Annotated in this window: 12 protein-coding genes and 4 pseudogenes; 8 read left to right on the top strand and 8 right to left on the bottom strand. The window is 66.4% G+C overall.

Annotated features, from left to right (window positions below; translation table 11 throughout):
• The 7 genes and pseudogenes from GJ632_RS10995 to GJ632_RS11025 form a co-directional block, all read right to left on the bottom strand.
• Positions 1 to 572 (bottom strand): annotated as a pseudogene (locus GJ632_RS10995) (hypothetical protein); the annotation flags it as partial.
• Positions 573 to 633: 61 nt separating this feature from the next.
• Positions 634 to 1,737, bottom strand: coding sequence for a Gfo/Idh/MocA family protein (locus GJ632_RS11000; RefSeq protein WP_191452935.1), 1,104 nt, complete (start codon positions 1,735 to 1,737; stop codon positions 634 to 636).
• A 73-nt stretch (positions 1,738 to 1,810) separates the two neighbouring features.
• Positions 1,811 to 2,014, bottom strand: coding sequence for a hypothetical protein (locus tag GJ632_RS11005; protein WP_089807669.1), 204 nt, complete (start codon positions 2,012 to 2,014; stop codon positions 1,811 to 1,813).
• A 56-nt stretch (positions 2,015 to 2,070) separates the two neighbouring features.
• Positions 2,071 to 3,261 (bottom strand): ABC transporter ATP-binding protein, encoded by a 1,191-nt coding sequence (locus GJ632_RS11010; protein WP_191452936.1) that lies wholly within the window; start codon positions 3,259 to 3,261, stop codon positions 2,071 to 2,073.
• 4 nt (positions 3,262 to 3,265) lie between these two features.
• The gene (locus tag GJ632_RS11015; protein ID WP_089807665.1) at positions 3,266 to 4,222 is read right to left on the bottom strand and encodes a carbohydrate ABC transporter permease; all 957 of its coding nucleotides are present in this window, start codon (positions 4,220 to 4,222) and stop codon (positions 3,266 to 3,268) included.
• A 1-nt stretch (position 4,223) separates the two neighbouring features.
• Complete coding sequence (locus GJ632_RS11020; protein ID WP_177232650.1) at positions 4,224 to 5,174, bottom strand: carbohydrate ABC transporter permease; 951 nt, start codon at positions 5,172 to 5,174, stop codon at positions 4,224 to 4,226.
• A gap of 124 nt (positions 5,175 to 5,298) precedes the next feature.
• Positions 5,299 to 6,846: a substrate-binding domain-containing protein gene (locus GJ632_RS11025; protein WP_191452937.1), complete on the bottom strand. Its 1,548-nt coding sequence runs from the start codon at positions 6,844 to 6,846 to the stop codon at positions 5,299 to 5,301.
• Positions 6,847 to 7,111: 265 nt separating this feature from the next.
• On the opposite strand from GJ632_RS11025, the pseudogene priS reads away from it, so the two are divergent.
• The 3 genes and pseudogenes from priS to bcp all read left to right on the top strand — a co-directional run bounded on the left by priS (position 7,112) and on the right by bcp (position 9,755).
• Positions 7,112 to 8,268 (top strand): annotated as a pseudogene (priS, locus tag GJ632_RS11030) (DNA primase small subunit PriS).
• Positions 8,265 to 9,224, top strand: a complete 960-nt coding sequence (locus tag GJ632_RS11035) for a hypothetical protein (RefSeq protein WP_191452938.1) — start codon at positions 8,265 to 8,267, stop codon at positions 9,222 to 9,224. The pseudogene priS and the gene GJ632_RS11035 overlap by 4 nt, the downstream one beginning before the upstream one ends.
• A 63-nt stretch (positions 9,225 to 9,287) precedes the next feature.
• Positions 9,288 to 9,755, top strand: a complete 468-nt coding sequence (bcp, locus tag GJ632_RS11040) for a thioredoxin-dependent thiol peroxidase (RefSeq protein WP_191452939.1) — start codon at positions 9,288 to 9,290, stop codon at positions 9,753 to 9,755.
• A 270-nt stretch (positions 9,756 to 10,025) separates the two neighbouring features.
• Here the strand turns inward: bcp and GJ632_RS11045 are convergent, their stop codons facing one another.
• Positions 10,026 to 11,348, bottom strand: coding sequence for an AAA family ATPase (locus GJ632_RS11045; protein WP_191452940.1), 1,323 nt, complete (start codon positions 11,346 to 11,348; stop codon positions 10,026 to 10,028).
• A 171-nt stretch (positions 11,349 to 11,519) separates the two neighbouring features.
• Here GJ632_RS11045 and GJ632_RS11050 point away from each other — a divergent pair.
• From GJ632_RS11050 to GJ632_RS11065, 5 genes and pseudogenes are all read left to right on the top strand, one after another.
• A pseudogene (locus GJ632_RS11050) lies at positions 11,520 to 11,782 on the top strand (MarR family transcriptional regulator).
• A gap of 25 nt (positions 11,783 to 11,807) precedes the next feature.
• Entirely contained in the window at positions 11,808 to 12,245 is a 438-nt protein-coding gene (locus tag GJ632_RS22095; protein WP_197427969.1) for a hypothetical protein, read from the top strand.
• Positions 12,242 to 13,699, top strand: coding sequence for a DNA double-strand break repair protein Mre11 (gene mre11, locus GJ632_RS11060; protein WP_191452941.1), 1,458 nt, complete (start codon positions 12,242 to 12,244; stop codon positions 13,697 to 13,699). Before GJ632_RS22095 ends, mre11 begins: the two co-directional genes overlap by 4 nt.
• Positions 13,700 to 13,879, top strand: coding sequence for an AAA family ATPase (locus GJ632_RS23640; protein ID WP_231751498.1), 180 nt, complete (start codon positions 13,700 to 13,702; stop codon positions 13,877 to 13,879).
• Positions 13,879 to 14,880 (top strand): annotated as a pseudogene (locus GJ632_RS11065) (chromosome segregation protein); the annotation flags it as partial. The gene GJ632_RS23640 and the pseudogene GJ632_RS11065, both read left to right, overlap by 1 nt.

Consider the following 14,880-nt stretch of genomic DNA (forward strand, 5'->3'; position numbering starts at 1 on the left):
GGCGGCGTCGGCGACGGCGTGCGCCCGCGAGAGCCAGATGGACTGGGTCTCGCCGGTGACGCCGATGCGTCGTACTCGGCGGCGGCCGTCGCCTCGAACGGGGCCGCCTCCGCGACGGCCGCCGCGAGTTCGTCGTCGTCGCCCTCGCGGAGCGACGCCATCTCCGCGGCCCACGCCGACCAGAACGCGTCCGAGAGGAACAGCGCGCCCTCGGCGTCCTCTTCCAGAACGCCCGTCTCGAACAGGGCGAACAGCACGTCCTCACCGCTCGTCTCCTCGCTCAACTCGTCGGACTGCCGAACCTCGCCGCCGTCCGGCACGTGTTCGAAGAGCGGCGATAGGCCGAGTCGGGAGACGAGTCTCGGCGCGAACTCGGGCGTGCCGGGGACGACGTACCCGCGGAGGTAGACGAGTGCGACGCCGGCGGCGGCGACGACGACGGCCAACGGGAACGAGACGACGGTGACGACGGCGGCGACGACGACGAGGAGTGCGACGTTGACGACGGTACACGGCCAACAGCGCCGGTCGCCGGTGTAGGACGGCCGCCGAATCGAGTCGAGGAGTGACATACCGTACCGAGTGCCGAGCGGAACTTATGGCTTTCTCGACGCGGGCGAGAGAGAGAACGAGTCAGTCGTCCGAGGAGGCGCCGGCGGCCTCCACGGAGACGTTCGCCAGCGAGACGGCGTTGCCCTCCTCGGAGGACCGGTAGATGGCGTCGATGACGCGTTGGACCTGCAGGCCCTCCTCGACGGTGTTCAGCCCCGGATGTTCGCCGGTGCGGACGGCATCGAGGAACAGTTTCTGTTCGGACTTGTGCGTGTCGTTGGCCTGCGTCTCCACGTCCGTGTCGGTGAGGTGGTTGCCGCCGCCGACGCCGGATTCGAAGAACGTCAGGTCGTGGCTCGCTCGGTCGAACAGCGCGCCGGCGTCGGTTCCGAGCACGTAGAACTCGTCGTTCGTCGGTCGGTTGGCCGCCCACGCGACTTCCAGCGAGATGGTCTGCCCGTCGGCACACCGGATGAACGCGGAGGCGGAGTCGTCCACGTCGAACCCCTCGGGGCCGACGTCGTCGCCCCACATCTCGACGTAGGCGTAGTCGTCGCGGTTGCCGAAGTCCGAGCGCGTGATGGCCGACACCTCTTCGACTTCGGGGTAGTCGAGGAAGTAGAGCGAGAGGTCGATGGCGTGGACGCCGATGTCGATGACCGACCCGCCGCCCGCGACGTCCTCCGAGGTGAACCACGACCCGCGGCCGGGGATGCCGCGGCGCCGGACGTAGTTCGCCTCGACGTGGTGGACGTCGCCGAAGCGCCCCTCGGCCTGGTAGTTCTTCAGGACGCGGACCGGGTTGCCGAAGCGGTTGTTGAAGCCGACCATGCAGACGCCGTCGGCGTCCTTCGCCGCCGCGGCGATTCGCTCCGCCGACTCCAGCGAGTGCGCGAGGGGCTTCTCGAGGAGGACGTGCAGGCCGGCGTCGAGTGCGGCGACGGCGTACTCCTCGTGGAACCGGTTCGGCGTCGTGATGATGACGGCGTCCACCGCCTCGAACATCGCCTCCTTCTCCTCGTACGTGTCGACGCCGTACTTGTCGCCGAAGCGACTTCGCGCATCGGGCTGAATGTCCAGACCGCCCCCCAGCGTCGCACCGAGTTCGACGAGTCTGTCCGCGTGGTAGTGGCCGATGTTGCCGAGGCCGACGATTCCGACGCTTGGTGGCGTGTCTGCGTTCATACTTCTGTGATTTACTATCGCGGTTGTTAAGTTTCTCGTTGCATCCCCGAACTGTGCCGTCGAACTGTCATTCTCAGTACAGTTGGCGTTCGCGTTCTTCGCGTTCTTCCTCCTCCTTCTTCTCCTCTTTCAACCGGCGTCGACCCCGAATGTACTGCCGCGTCTTCGGGATGATGACGTTCTTCAGGTCGAGGACGAACGAGACGATACCGTACGCCCAGAAGAGGAACAGGACCGTCATCCCGCCGATGTAGAACCAGCCGAATTCGGTGACCATGACGTTGGGTGGAGCGGACGACACTTAGGTCCGGTGCAAGAGCGACGGTCGCGCGGCTAGTCGTCGCTCTCTGCGGGCGTGCTACTGTCGGTGCTGGCCGTCGTCGTCGGTGCGAGTCCGTGCATGAGTGCTTGCCCCGTCTCGGTGTCGAACAGGTGGACCTTCGTTCGGTCCAGCACCACCGTCACGTCCTCGTCCTCCGTGATGTCGGAGTCGGGGTCGACGCTCATCAGCAGTTGGTCGGACATCGCGCCGCGCGCCTCCTCGTCGAGGCTCACCTCGGCGTCCTCGCTGAGCAGCAGGTAGACGAATATCTCGTCGCCCATCGGCTCCAGCACGTCCGTGACCGCGTCAACCTGCTTCGTCGGGTTGGCGAGCGACGTGGCGTCGTTCAGCGTGTACACGTCCTCCGGGCGGATGCCGAGCGTCACGTCGTCGCCGACGCTCGCGTCGACCACGTCGGGGTCGAAGTCGACTTCGACCTTATCGCCCGTAAAGCCCGTCTCCGTCAGTCGCCCGTCCACGAAGTTCATCGCCGGACTGCCGATGAAGCCGGCGACGAACAGGTTCTCGGGTTCGTTGTAGCAGGTCAGCGGCGGGTCTATCTGCTGGAGTTGCCCCGAGTCGATGACCGCGATGCGGTCGGACATCGTCATCGCCTCCGCCTGGTCGTGCGTGACGTAGACGATGGTGGTGTCCAGTTCCTTGTGCAGGCGCTGGAGTTCGGTCCGCATGTGGACGCGGAGTTTGGCGTCGAGGTTCGCCAGCGGTTCGTCCATCAGGAACACTTCCGGGTTCCGGACGATGGCGCGGGCGATGGCGACGCGCTGACGCTGTCCGCCGGACATCTCGTCGGGCATCCGGTCGAGCATGCCCTCCAGTTGGACGATGTCGGAGGCGCGCTCGACGCGTCGGTCTATCTCCTCCTTGTCGTACTTCCGGAGGCGGAGCCCGAACGAGATGTTGTCGTACACGTCCATGTGCGGGAACAGCGCGATGTTCTGGAACACCATCGCCACCCCGCGGTCCTTCGGCGGGAGGTTCGTCACCTCGCGCCCGCCGATGAACACCTGCCCCTCCGTGGGCATCGTCAGGCCGGCAATCATCTCCATCGTCGTCGACTTGCCGCACCCCGAGGGGCCGACGAGACAGACGAACTCGCCGTCCCGAATCTCGAGGTCCATGTCTTCGACGGCCGTTACGTCGTCGTAGCGCTTCGTCACGTCTTCCAGTGTAACTTCTCCCATTGTCTTACTCCTTGAGTGCGCCCGCAGTCAGTCCGCTCACGATACGCTCCTGTGCGATGATGACGAGAATCGCCACGGGGAGCACCCCGACGATGCTCGCCGCCGCCATCAGATTGTACGGGGTGTCGAATTGCCCCTGATACTTGAGGATGCCCGCGACGATGGGCGCCCACGAGGACGCCTCGCCGTTGTTCATCAGGAACGAGAAGAAGAACTCGTTGTAGACGCTGATGAACGTCAGGACGCCCGCCGTCGCCACGCCGGGCGCCGACAGCGGGATGATGACGCGGAACAACGCGCCGAGACGCGTCGTCCCCTCGACCCGCGCCGCGTCCTCCAACCCGTCCGGAATCTGTCCGTAGAAGGTCGTGAGGATGAAGATGGACAGCGGCATGAACAGCGCGCTGAACGGTAGCACCATGGGTGCCGGCGTGTTGAACAGGTCCGGCGACGAGACGGTTATCGGTCCGAGGACGATGCTCGTCCCGCCCGTGAACAGTTGGAACAGCGGCAGGAAGAACGCCGCCGGTGGGAAGTACGAGATGGCCAGGATGGCGAGCATCAGTAGGCTCCGGCCCGGGAACCGAAGGCGGCCGAACACGTAGCCCGCCAGGCTCGCCAGCAGCAGCACGATGATGGTCGTCGACAGTCCCAGCACGAAGCTGTTGAACATGTAGAGGTGGAACGGCACCCGCTCGAACATGGTGACGAACACGCCGGGGTTGAACCCCTTCGGCAGCAGCCCCATGTTCGAGATGAGCTCGTTCGGCGTCAGCGAGAGCACCAGCAGCCAGTAGAACGGGAACAGCGTGGTGATGAGGAAGAACACCGTCGCCACGTAGAACATCGCTCTGTACGCGCGCTTCGGGTTCTTGATGACCGTACTCACCCACCGCTCGAGCGGGCCGCGCTTGATCTCTGCGTCACCGTCTTTCTCGAACGTACCCTGTTCTGTCGCCATCTCAGAATCCTCCCTCCGCGTCAGCGAACTTGGAGATGTACACGGAGACGACGATGCCGATGAGGCCCGCCGTCACGAACGCCACCGTGGCGGACGTGGCGTACATCGAGTTGTTGAACGTCGTCACGACGAGACACGACAGCGACGGCACCGTCGTGCACCCGGCCATCGTCTCGATGATACCGTACACGCGCATCGCGCCGATGGTGCGGAACAGCATCGCCACCAGCACCGTGGGGAGGATGAGCGGGAACGTTATCATCTTGAACTGCTGCCACTTGGTCGCGCCGGACACCTTCGCCACGTCGTACAGCGAGCGGTCGATGCTCTGGAGCCCCGCGAGGATGAGCAGGGCCATGAACGCCGTCGTCTTCCACACGTCGCCGACGATGATGAGGAACAGCGAGTCCGCCGTGTTACGGAGCGGCGTGTAACTGAGCCCCAGCAAGTTGAGGAACGCCGGGTCGTCCGCGGAACCGACGAGGAAGCCGATGTTCGGCTGGAACATCAGGTACCAGATCATCCCCTGGATGACGATGGGCACCGCCCACGGGATGATGATGGCGACCCGGACCCAGCGCCGGCCGCGGAAGTCCTGGTCGAGGACGAGCGCCTGCACGAAGCCCAAAAGCGTCTCGAACAGCACGCTCACGAAGGTGAAGATGAGCGTCACCATCAGCGCGCTGGAGTAGATGCCCGTCACGAACGGGAACGACGTCGTGAACGTCGGCAGGAACGCCGACGGCAGCGCGAAGTCCCTCGCCCCCGTGAACAGGTCGATGTAGTTCTGCAGGCCGACGAACTGACCCAACCGCGCCGAACCCGTCAGCTGGTCGGCGTACAGCGAGTAGCCGAACGTCTGAATGAGCGGGTACAGTGCGATCACCAGCAGAATCAGCAGCGCTGGTGCGAGCAAAAAGTACGCGAACTGAGTCTCCGTCAGCGACTCCATCCACCGGACCGCGGAGACGTACGGCCCACTCCTGGAGCTATCCCGAATTGTGTCTCCCGAGTCTTGTTCTGTTGCCATGATAAATGATAACGTTTCGCGGTTGCCTTATGTCTATCCGATAGCCTTATTGGCTCTGCTCGATCTGCTCGAGCGTCGATTTCAGATCAGACATCGCCTGTTGGGGGGCCTTCTCGCCCGCGTAGGCCGCGTTGACCGCCGACGCTATCTGGCTGGACTGCTGCGGCCAGACGACCGTCACGGGGCGCGGGATAGCGTTCTCGCCGGCCACCTTCAGCTGCGGCAGGTAGCGGCCGATGACGTCGACTTCGGCCGCGCGGTCGGAGTCGAGCAGTTCCGGACGCGGCGGAATCCAGCCCTGGAGGCCGAAGTTCGCGAGGGCCGCTTCCGGCTGCATGAAGGCGCGGAGCACCTGCACCGCGGCCTGCTTCTTCCGGTCCGGCGCGCTCGGGTTCATCGCCATGTGCCAGCCGCCGAGTGCGGCGACGGGGCCGCCAGTCATCGGGTACTCGGCTTCCTCGGCCGGGATGCCGTACGGAATCGGCATGACGCCGAGGTCCTCGCCGAATGCGTCTTCGGCGCCGTTGATGTTGATGGAGTACGGCCAGTTGCGGTGCATGATGGCGTCGCCGCCCGTGAACGGCTTGCGCGAGGGCTCCTCGGTCCACTGGAGCACCGCCTCGGGGGCGATGTTGCCGGTGATGCCGTCGAGAGCGTGTTCGTCGTCCTCGCCGTTGAGGAGCGTCCGGACCATCTTGATGGAGTCGATGACCTGCTGTTCGTCCACGGTGATGGGTCGGTCGCCGACGGGACCGAACAGGTTCTCCTCGGGGTTGCCGAAGTAGGCGCCGCCGTAGGAGGTCATGAACTCGTTGAAGTCACAGCACGACAGGCCCTCGTAGGCCGACGCCTGGAACGTGAACCCGTACTGGATGTCGGAGTTGGCCTCCATTGCCTCCTTCGTTATCTTGGAGAACTCCTCCCACGACATCGACTCGGTCGCCCACGTCTCGAAGTCCGAGTCGCCGTAGCCCGCGTTCCGGAGCAGGTCCTTGCGGTACTGCATCGTCGGGAAGTCCGGGAACATCGGAATCGCGTACAGGTCCCCGTTCTCGCCCTGCGCCGTGCCGACGCTGGCCTGGAAGTACTCCTCCTCGACGGTCGAGACCATGTCGCTCGGCAGCGCCTGCGAGAGGTTCTGAATCTGGTTCCGCGCGATGAACGGAATCGTCCACCCGCTGTCCATGAGGAGGAGCGTCGGCTCCTCGCGACCCGAGCCCAGCCACTGCTGGTACTGGTTCTGCCGGTTGTTCGTCACCTGCGACCCGGCGATGATGTCGATCGAGATGTTGTCCGCGAGGCCGCCCTCGTTGTGGAGAATATCGCGAATGCCGTCGATGTTGTCCGACATGCGCGAGTCGCCGGCGATCTGAATCGTGATGTCCTCGGTCACTTCCTCGGTGTCGATCGCCGTCCCGGTCTCCGTGTCGTCGGAGCCGCCGCCACCGCCGCCGCCGTTTCCGTTGCTACCGCTGCTGCTGATACAGCCCGCCAGACCGACAGCAACACCGGACGCACCCGCCGCTTTCACGAAGCGACGCCGCGAGACGCCGCTGAGTTTGCGTTTACCGTCACGTGAGTCAGTATCAACCATTACAGTCCGTATTGTTTGAATCAGGATTATTTATAGTTTTGGTAGTAGTAACTACAGCAGTTGTAGTAATCTTTGTGTCACTAACTACTCGCAAGAACAGGCGCTACAGACGCTGGTTTCTCGACTCTCGGTCCCCGACGATACTGTGTCACACAGTACGGGGGCGGCGAGTATAACGCTTGTCCGCCGAGTTCTCGCATCGGCGGGAGACGGTTCGGCGGAGACAAAACGGCTTTACCCCCGCCTTCGTTATCACCGCAGAGATATGGAGGCGCGAACACGGGACTATCTGGAGGGGCGGTTCGGCGACTACTACCGGAGCGCCGACGTCGCCCTGCCGCCCGCCCCGGAGCGACGCGAGTGGGGGTACATCCCGTGGAGTGCCGGCGGAACGACGATGGTGCGACACCAGTCGCTCCTCGACGTCGGCGACCTCGGGGACTTCCTGTCGCGGACGGCACCACGGCACGTCTACTTCTCCTCCGCGCGGTTCGACGACCCCGGGGCGGGGACGATGGACGAGAAGGGCTGGCAGTCCGCGGACCTCGTGTTCGACCTGGACGCCGACCACCTGCCGGGCGTGGACCCCGAGACGACGTCCTACGCCGACATGCTCGCGGCGTGCAAGGACGACCTGTTGAACCTCCTCGACATCCTCGAAGACGACTTCGCGTTCGCCGACACGCAGGTGGTCTTCTCCGGCGGCCGGGGCTACCACGTCCACGTCCGCGACGAGGGCGTCCGCGAACTGGACAGCGAGGCCCGACGCGAGATAGTCGACTACGTCCGCGCCATCGACCTGGACGTCGAGGGCCTCGTCGGCACGGAGTCGAACCGCGGGACGACCCGCCGCGTCCTCCGGCGGCGGGGCGGGTGGGGCGCGCGCGTCCACGACCGGCTCATCGAACTCGCGGAGAACCTGCGCGAGATGGACGAGGCGTCGGCGCTGGAACGACTGCAGGAACTCCAGGGCATCGGCGAGGGGCGCGCGAAGACCATCCTCGGACAGGTGCACAACAACTTCGACGCCCTCCGCGAGGGGAACGTCGAGGCGGGCGGCCCCGGCACGCGCATCCTCGTGGACGCCTCGCACGGGAGGCGACGGCGGCGGAGACGGCCCCCATCGACGAACCGGTGACGACCGACACGAAGCGTCTCATCCGCCTGCCCGGCAGTCTCCACGGCGGGTCGTCGCTCCGCGTGAAGTCCCTCGAACGCGACGAGGTGGCGGACTTCGAACCGCTCGAAGACGCCATCCCCGACCGCTTCCGCGGCCGGGACATCGAGGTGCGCGTGACCGACCCCGGGCCGGTCGAGTTCGACGGCGATAGTTTTACACTCAGCCACGGTGACCAGTCTCTGGAAGAGTGCCTCGGCGTCTTTCTGATGGCCCGCGGGCGTGCTGAGAAGGTGACAGAATGAACTTAGACGAGTTACGGAGTGTCCGGCGGACAGAGCGACAGAAGGACAGCCTCCAGCATCTCCGCGACTCGTTCTACGAGGACGTCGCGGACTACATCGCGGCGCAGAAGGCCGAACGGCAACGCGCCGCCGACGCCGCGGACGACCCGTTCTCGGACCCCGAGGTGGGTCGCCTCACCGACGAGATAGAGACGGCCGAAGACGTGGTCGAGGCCATCTACGAACGCCGCGTCGGCAAAGTCGTCAAACTCGCCTCCTTCGCCGCCGCGGACATGAGTGCGGACACGAACGGACTCACCGCCGAGGAACGCGACCTGTTCGACGACCTGGTGAGTCGCATCAAGCAGAACCGCGACACCGTCCTCGACGTCCTCGCGGGCAAGCGGGCCGGGTCCGAGACGACGACGAACGTCGGCGGGGCGTCGGACGCGGACCCCGACGTCCCCGACTCGGGGTCCCCGGCGGCGACACCGCGCGAGGATTCGCCCGCGGAGGCGCCGCCGTCGACTGCGGGCGACGACACGCCACCGCCGCCGCCGGACGTGGACCCCGACGCTCCGGCGGACGACCCCGGAGACGTCCTCGCCGACGCGATGGGCGGCGACGGCGCGACGGGTTCGACGGACGACCGTGCGGGCGACCGGTCGTCGGCGTCGGACGCGGCCGCGGCGACGGCCGACCAGTCGGACGCCGACCGCCCGACCACGGAGGCGACTGCCGTCGCCGGCGGCGAGTCGCCCGCCGACGGCGGGTCCGACGGCGAGAGCCCCGACGACGGGACGACCGGCACGGCGGACGACACAGAGCGCGTCACGCTCCGAATCACGCAGGACGTCGGACAGATTCTCGGCGTGGACGAACGCGAGTACGACCTGGAGACGGAGGACGTGGTGACGCTTCCGACGACGAACGCGGACCCCCTCGTCGAACGCGGCGCCGCCGAACGCCTCGACTGAGCGCTCCGTCCCCGGCGGCCCGCGACCGGCGACGTTTTCACGCGCCCGTGCGACGCACGAGTCATGCTCAGCGTCGGCGACGAAGCCCCGGACTTCGAGTTACCGGACCAGAACGGACAGACGGTGTCGCTCTCGGACTTCGAGGGCGAGTACGTGGTCGTCTACTTCTACCCCCGCGCGAACACGCCCGGGTGTACGACCGAGGCCTGCGAGTTCCGCGACGACTACGACGAGTTCGAGGCGCGCGGCGTGACGGTCCTCGGCGTCAGCGACGACCCAATCTCCGACCTCGAGGCGTTCGAGGACGAACACGACCTGCCGTTCCCCCTCCTCTCGGACGAGGACGGGGCCGTGGCGTCGGCGTACGACTCCTACGGCGAGAAGAACATGTTCGGAAACACCTTCGACGGCGTGTTCAGAAACACGTACGTCGTCGCCCCCGACGGGACCGTCGCGTTCGCGTACGAGAACGTCTCGCCCGAGGGCCACGCCGAGCAGATTCTCACCGACCTCGACGACCACGGCGCCTGAGGCGGCGTCGGGTCCCGTGCACCCCGACGGCCAGCGTCGCCACTCCGCGGTGCACACCGGGTTTCCGATGAAAGAAACTCTCAACTGGTGGATTGCGGCGTCGTCGGAAGGAACGTACCTCTACATAGCCGAACAGAGTGATATAACTCCGTCGGTCGGCGGCGTTCCGCGCCGCGATTCCGACGCTCGACTCGTCGTCGCGAAGTCGCCGCGAAAAAGGCCGCGAACCGCGTCACACGTCGTCGCTGTGCGTCGTGCGCCGGTGTGCGCTTACTGGAACGTGCGCCCGACTTCGGCTTCGGGTTCGCGTTCCACGTCGCTCTTCTGGAACCGCTCTTCGATCTCCTCGTAGCGGCGGCGCGTCTCCTGCGTGACGCTGGGGTTGACCTCTTCGAGGGCCGCCTCGAAGTGGTCCATCGTGACGCGAACGTTGCCGATGGACTCGTCGACTTCCTCGGGACTCACGCTGCGGATGAACTCCCGACTGGCGGCCATCGACGCCTCGCGGCAGACCGCCTCGATGTCGGCGCCGACGTATCCCTCGGTCTTGCGCGCGAGTTGGTCGAGGTCGACGTCGTCGGCCAGCGGTTTGTGCTCGGTGTGGACCGCGAAGATGGCGCGGCGAGCGTCCTCGTCGGGCACCGGCACGTGGACGTGCCTGTCCAGACGGCCCGGGCGGAGCAGCGCCGAGTCGATGAGGTCCGGCCGGTTCGTCGTGGCGACGACGACGACGTCCTCGAGCGATTCGAGGCCGTCGAGTTCCGTCAGCAGTTGCGAGACGACGCGTTCGGAGACGCCCGAGTCGCCGGTGTTGCGCCCGCGTTCGGTCGCGATGGAGTCTATCTCGTCGAAGAACACCACCGTCGGCGCGTTCTCGCGAGCCTTCTTGAATATCTCGCGGACGCCCTTCTCGGACTCGCCGACGAACTTGTTGAGCAGTTCCGGCCCCTTCACCGAGATGAAGTTGGACTCGGACTCGTTGGCGACGGCCTTCGCCAGCAGGGTCTTCCCCGTGCCCGGCGGGCCGTAGAGGAGGACGCCGGACGGGGGCTGGATGCCCACCTGCTCGAACATCTCGGGCGATTCGAGCGGCATCTCGACCGTCTCGCGGACCTCCTGCATCTGCTGTTCCAGTCCGCCGATGTCGGCGTAGCTCACCTCGGGGCTGTGCTCGACCTGCATGACGCGCGCCCGCACGTCAGTCTCGTTGTCGAGTCGCTTGACGATAGACAGAGAGTTGTTGACGGCGACTCGGGAGTCGGGTTCGAGGTCGTCGCGCAGTTCGTCGGTGACCTCGGTGAGCGCCTCCTGGTTGTTTCCGTGCTGCTTGATGATGACGCCCTCGTCCGTTATCTCTTGGACGGTGGCGACGAACAGCGGCGACTGCTTGAGCTTCTTGTTCTCGTGGGTCAGTCGCTCCAGTTTCTGCTGGTACTTGTTGTTCTCAGCGTTCGCGTCCAGCAACTTGTCCCGCATCTCCTCGTTCTGAGATTCGAGAACGTCGAGGCGCTCTTGGAGCGCCTGAATTTTCTCCTGCTGCGACGCCGCGTCCTCGTCGTACGGGAGGTCGACGTCGTCCACAGTGTCGGTCATCACCCGTCGTAGGGTAGCGCTTCATAAGAGCCTTCGGGTAGATGCGACAGCCGCCCGTCTGACGCCGCCTACTCGCGGTCTCTCGATTCGCGCCGCCCGTGAAGAATTCTTGATAGTAATATTTCTATACAGCAAATATTATTACTCTACATGCACGAGGAGGAAGTACGAATGAGCACCACCGAAGTAGTCGGCGCGGACGAGGGGACGACCGACCGCTGGGAGTCGATTCGAGAGATGCCGCCGAGCGCCAAACTCGTCGCGAAGGTTCTCGACTACAACGAGACGCTGACCCAGAGCCAACTCGCCGAGGAGACGCTCCTGCCGTCGCGCACGGTCCGGTACGCGCTCTCCCGCCTCGAAGAGGCCGACGCCGTCGACTCGCGGTTCTCCTTCTCCGCGCCCGCAAGCGGCTCTACACGCTGAACATTTAACTACGGGGACGGGACCAGACGTCCCGTGCCCGACGCTTCCCCGCCCGCAGACGATTCACCGCTCACGGACGCTTCGCCGCCGGACACTCCACCGCCGAGTCCCGACGCCGTCCGCGACGCCTTGCGTGCGTTGGCGACCGGTACGGCCCCGGCGCGGCGGCCCGCGTTTCGCGAGACCATCTCCGAGGCGGAGGCGGCGACGGACTGCGCTCTCGAGGCGACGACGTTCCTCGCCGCCGGACGACTCCCGGAACTCGCGCGGGCCGTCGCCGACGCCGAACACGCCGACGAGACGGGGACGGCCGAACGCGGCGCGGAGGCACTCGCGGCCCTCCGCCGACTCGACGCCGCGGCCGCGGCGCACGGGGACGACCCGCGGGACGCCGAGTCCGCGGACGGCGACCACTTCCACCGCGCTCGCGGAATTGTTTTACCACCGACCGGCCAAGCCACGGACAGATGACACGGGTGATACACACCGGCGACACCCACGTCGGGTACCAGCAGTACCACTCGCCGGACCGGCGTCGCGACTTCCTCGACGCGTTCGAACAGGTGGTCGAAGACGCCGTCGCGGACGACGTGGACGCCGTCGTCCACGCGGGGGACCTGTTCCACGACCGACGGCCGGAACTCCGGGACCTCATGGGGACCATCGACGTCCTCCGCCAGTTGGCCGACGCGGAGATTCCGTTCCTCGCCGTCGTCGGCAACCACGAGTCCACGCGCGGCGGGCAGTGGTTGGACCTGTTCGAACGCCTCGGACTGGCCGAACGACTGGGCGACGAACCACGCGTCGTCGGCGACACGGCGTTCTACGGACTCGACCACGTGCCGAAGGCCCGGCGGGACGACCTGACGTACGACTTCGAACCGCACGACTGCGACCACGCCGCCCTCGTCGGCCACGGCCTGTTCACGCCGTTCGCCCACGCCGACTGGGAGACGGAGACGGTCCTCGGCGAGTCGAACGTCGCGTTCGACGCGTTCCTCGTCGGCGACAACCACGCGCCCGGCACCGAACGGGTCGACGGCACGTGGGTGACGTACTGCGGGTCGACCGAACGCGCGAGTGCCGCCGAGGAGGACGCGCGCGGGTACAACCTCGTCACGTTCGACGGCGAGGTGGACGTCCGCCGCCGGTCGCTGGACACGCGCCCGTTCGCGTTCGTCTCGGTCGAACTGGCCGCGGGCGAGGGCGCCGAACGCGTCCGCGAACAGGTCCGCCAGCACGACGTAGAGGACGCCGTCGCAATCGTGGAGATAACGGGCGACGGCGAACCGGTGACGCCCGCCTCGATAGAGGAGTTCCTCGCCGAACGGGGGGCGCTGGTCGGCCGCGTCACCGACCGCCGGACGACGGAGACGGAGACGGAGGTGAACGTCTCGTTCGCCGACCCGGACGACGCGGTCCGCGAACGCGTCTCCGACCTCGGCCTGTCGGCGGCCGCCCTCGACGTGGACGAGACGGTCCGCGCAAGCAAGACGGCGGACGCGAACGTTCGCGAAGAGGTGAAGACGCGCGTCGATTCGCTCGTGGAGGCGGGTGACCTCGACGCCTTCGCGCCCGCCGAGGACGCGGCGGACGACGCGGCGGAGTCCGTGACCGCCGTGACAGATGCGACCGACGGAACAGAGACGACCGATGCGACGGATACCACCGAGGCGACCGATGACGGCATCGCGGACGACGTGACCGACCCGACGACCGAGGCTGACGCGACTGCGGCGGCCGGGGAGACGGCTGGAACGAACGCGACGGACGAAGCGGACGTGACGGACGAGTCGAGTGCGACTGCGGCGGCCGACGGGACCGACGAAACCGCTGAGAGCGACGCGAGCAGCGAAACCGCCGAGACCACCGAGAACGACGAGAACGGCGACGGAGACGGCCAGTTCACCATGGAGGACTTCTAGATGCGCTTCGACCGGATTCGAATCCAGAACTTCAAGCCCTACGCGGAGACGGACCTCGACCTGACCGACGGCGTGACTGTCATCCACGGCCTGAACGGGAGTGGCAAGTCGTCCCTCTTGGAGGCCTGCTTCTTCGCGCTCTACGCGCGCGCGCCCTCGACGAGAACCTGGAGGACGTGATGACGACGGGGACGGAGGAGTCCGAGATAGAACTGTGGTTCACGCACGACGGCGCGTCGTACCGCGTCCACCGTCGCCTCCGCAAGTCCGGCGACCGGGTCCAGACGGCCACGTGCGTCCTCGAAGGCCCGGACACGGCCATCGACGGCGCGCGCGACGTTCGCGCCTTCGTCGCGGACCTCCTGCGGATGGACGCCGAGGCGTTCGTCAACTGCGCGTACGTCCGGCAGGGCGAGGTGAACAAACTCATCAACGCGACGCCGAGCGAGCGTCAGGACACGATAGACGACCTGCTCCAACTCGGCAAACTGGAGGAGTACCGCGTCCGCGCGGGCAAGGCGCGACTCGGCGTCGAAGACGTGCTGACGCAACGCCGCGGCGCCCTCTCGAAGGTCGAGTCGCAGATAGCGGCCAAGGAGGACGCCGGCCTGCACGAACGGCTGAACGCCCTCGAAACCGAACTCGGCGAGGTGGACGACGGAATCGCGCGGTACGAACAGCAACGCGAGAAGGCCGCCGAGACGCTGTCGGACGCCGAGTCGGTCCTCGAGACGTACCGCGAGAAGCGCGCGGAACTCGACGAACTCGACGCGGAGATAGCCGACCTGCGCGAGACGGTCGAGTCCGACGAACGGAAGCGAGAGACGCTGCGAAGCGAGGCCAGCGAGGCGAGAGACCGGGTGGACGACCTCCGAAGCCGAATCGAGTCGGTCAGAGCCGAGACGACGCTGGACGAGGCGACGGCCGACGCCATCTCGGCCCGCCGCGACGAACTGGACGAACGCGAGGGCGAGATTCGGACGAACCTCACCGAGGCGCGGGAGCGACGCACGATGCTCTCGAATCAGGCCGAGAAACTGCGCGAACGCGCCGAGGAGTTCGAGTCGCGGGCGGCCGAGAAGCGGTCCCGCGCCGCGGAACTGGACGACGGCGCCGAGGAGGCCGCCGAGGAACTCGAACGCCGTAGCGACCGACTCGACGAACTCGAAGCCGAACTGGAG

Origin of the sequence: Halogeometricum sp. CBA1124 (genome assembly GCF_009741955.1) — an archaeon.
Classification (GTDB): domain Archaea; phylum Halobacteriota; class Halobacteria; order Halobacteriales; family Haloferacaceae; genus Halogeometricum; species Halogeometricum rufum.

Coding starts and splice junctions, on each gene's coding strand:
- GJ632_RS11000 (WP_191452935.1), bottom strand. CDS start 1,737: ATGAACGCAGACACGCCACCAAGCGTCGGAATCGTCGGCCTCGGCAAC.
- GJ632_RS11005 (WP_089807669.1), bottom strand. CDS start 2,014: ATGGTCACCGAATTCGGCTGGTTCTACATCGGCGGGATGACGGTCCTG.
- GJ632_RS11010 (WP_191452936.1), bottom strand. CDS start 3,261: ATGGGAGAAGTTACACTGGAAGACGTGACGAAGCGCTACGACGACGTA.
- GJ632_RS11015 (WP_089807665.1), bottom strand. CDS start 4,222: ATGGCGACAGAACAGGGTACGTTCGAGAAAGACGGTGACGCAGAGATC.
- GJ632_RS11020 (WP_177232650.1), bottom strand. CDS start 5,174: ATGGAGTCGCTGACGGAGACTCAGTTCGCGTACTTTTTGCTCGCACCA.
- GJ632_RS11025 (WP_191452937.1), bottom strand. CDS start 6,846: ATGGTTGATACTGACTCACGTGACGGTAAACGCAAACTCAGCGGCGTC.
- GJ632_RS11035 (WP_191452938.1), top strand. CDS start 8,265: ATGAACTTAGACGAGTTACGGAGTGTCCGGCGGACAGAGCGACAGAAG.
- bcp (WP_191452939.1), top strand. CDS start 9,288: ATGCTCAGCGTCGGCGACGAAGCCCCGGACTTCGAGTTACCGGACCAG.
- GJ632_RS11045 (WP_191452940.1), bottom strand. CDS start 11,348: ATGACCGACACTGTGGACGACGTCGACCTCCCGTACGACGAGGACGCG.
- mre11 (WP_191452941.1), top strand. CDS start 12,242: ATGACACGGGTGATACACACCGGCGACACCCACGTCGGGTACCAGCAG.
- GJ632_RS23640 (WP_231751498.1), top strand. CDS start 13,700: ATGCGCTTCGACCGGATTCGAATCCAGAACTTCAAGCCCTACGCGGAG.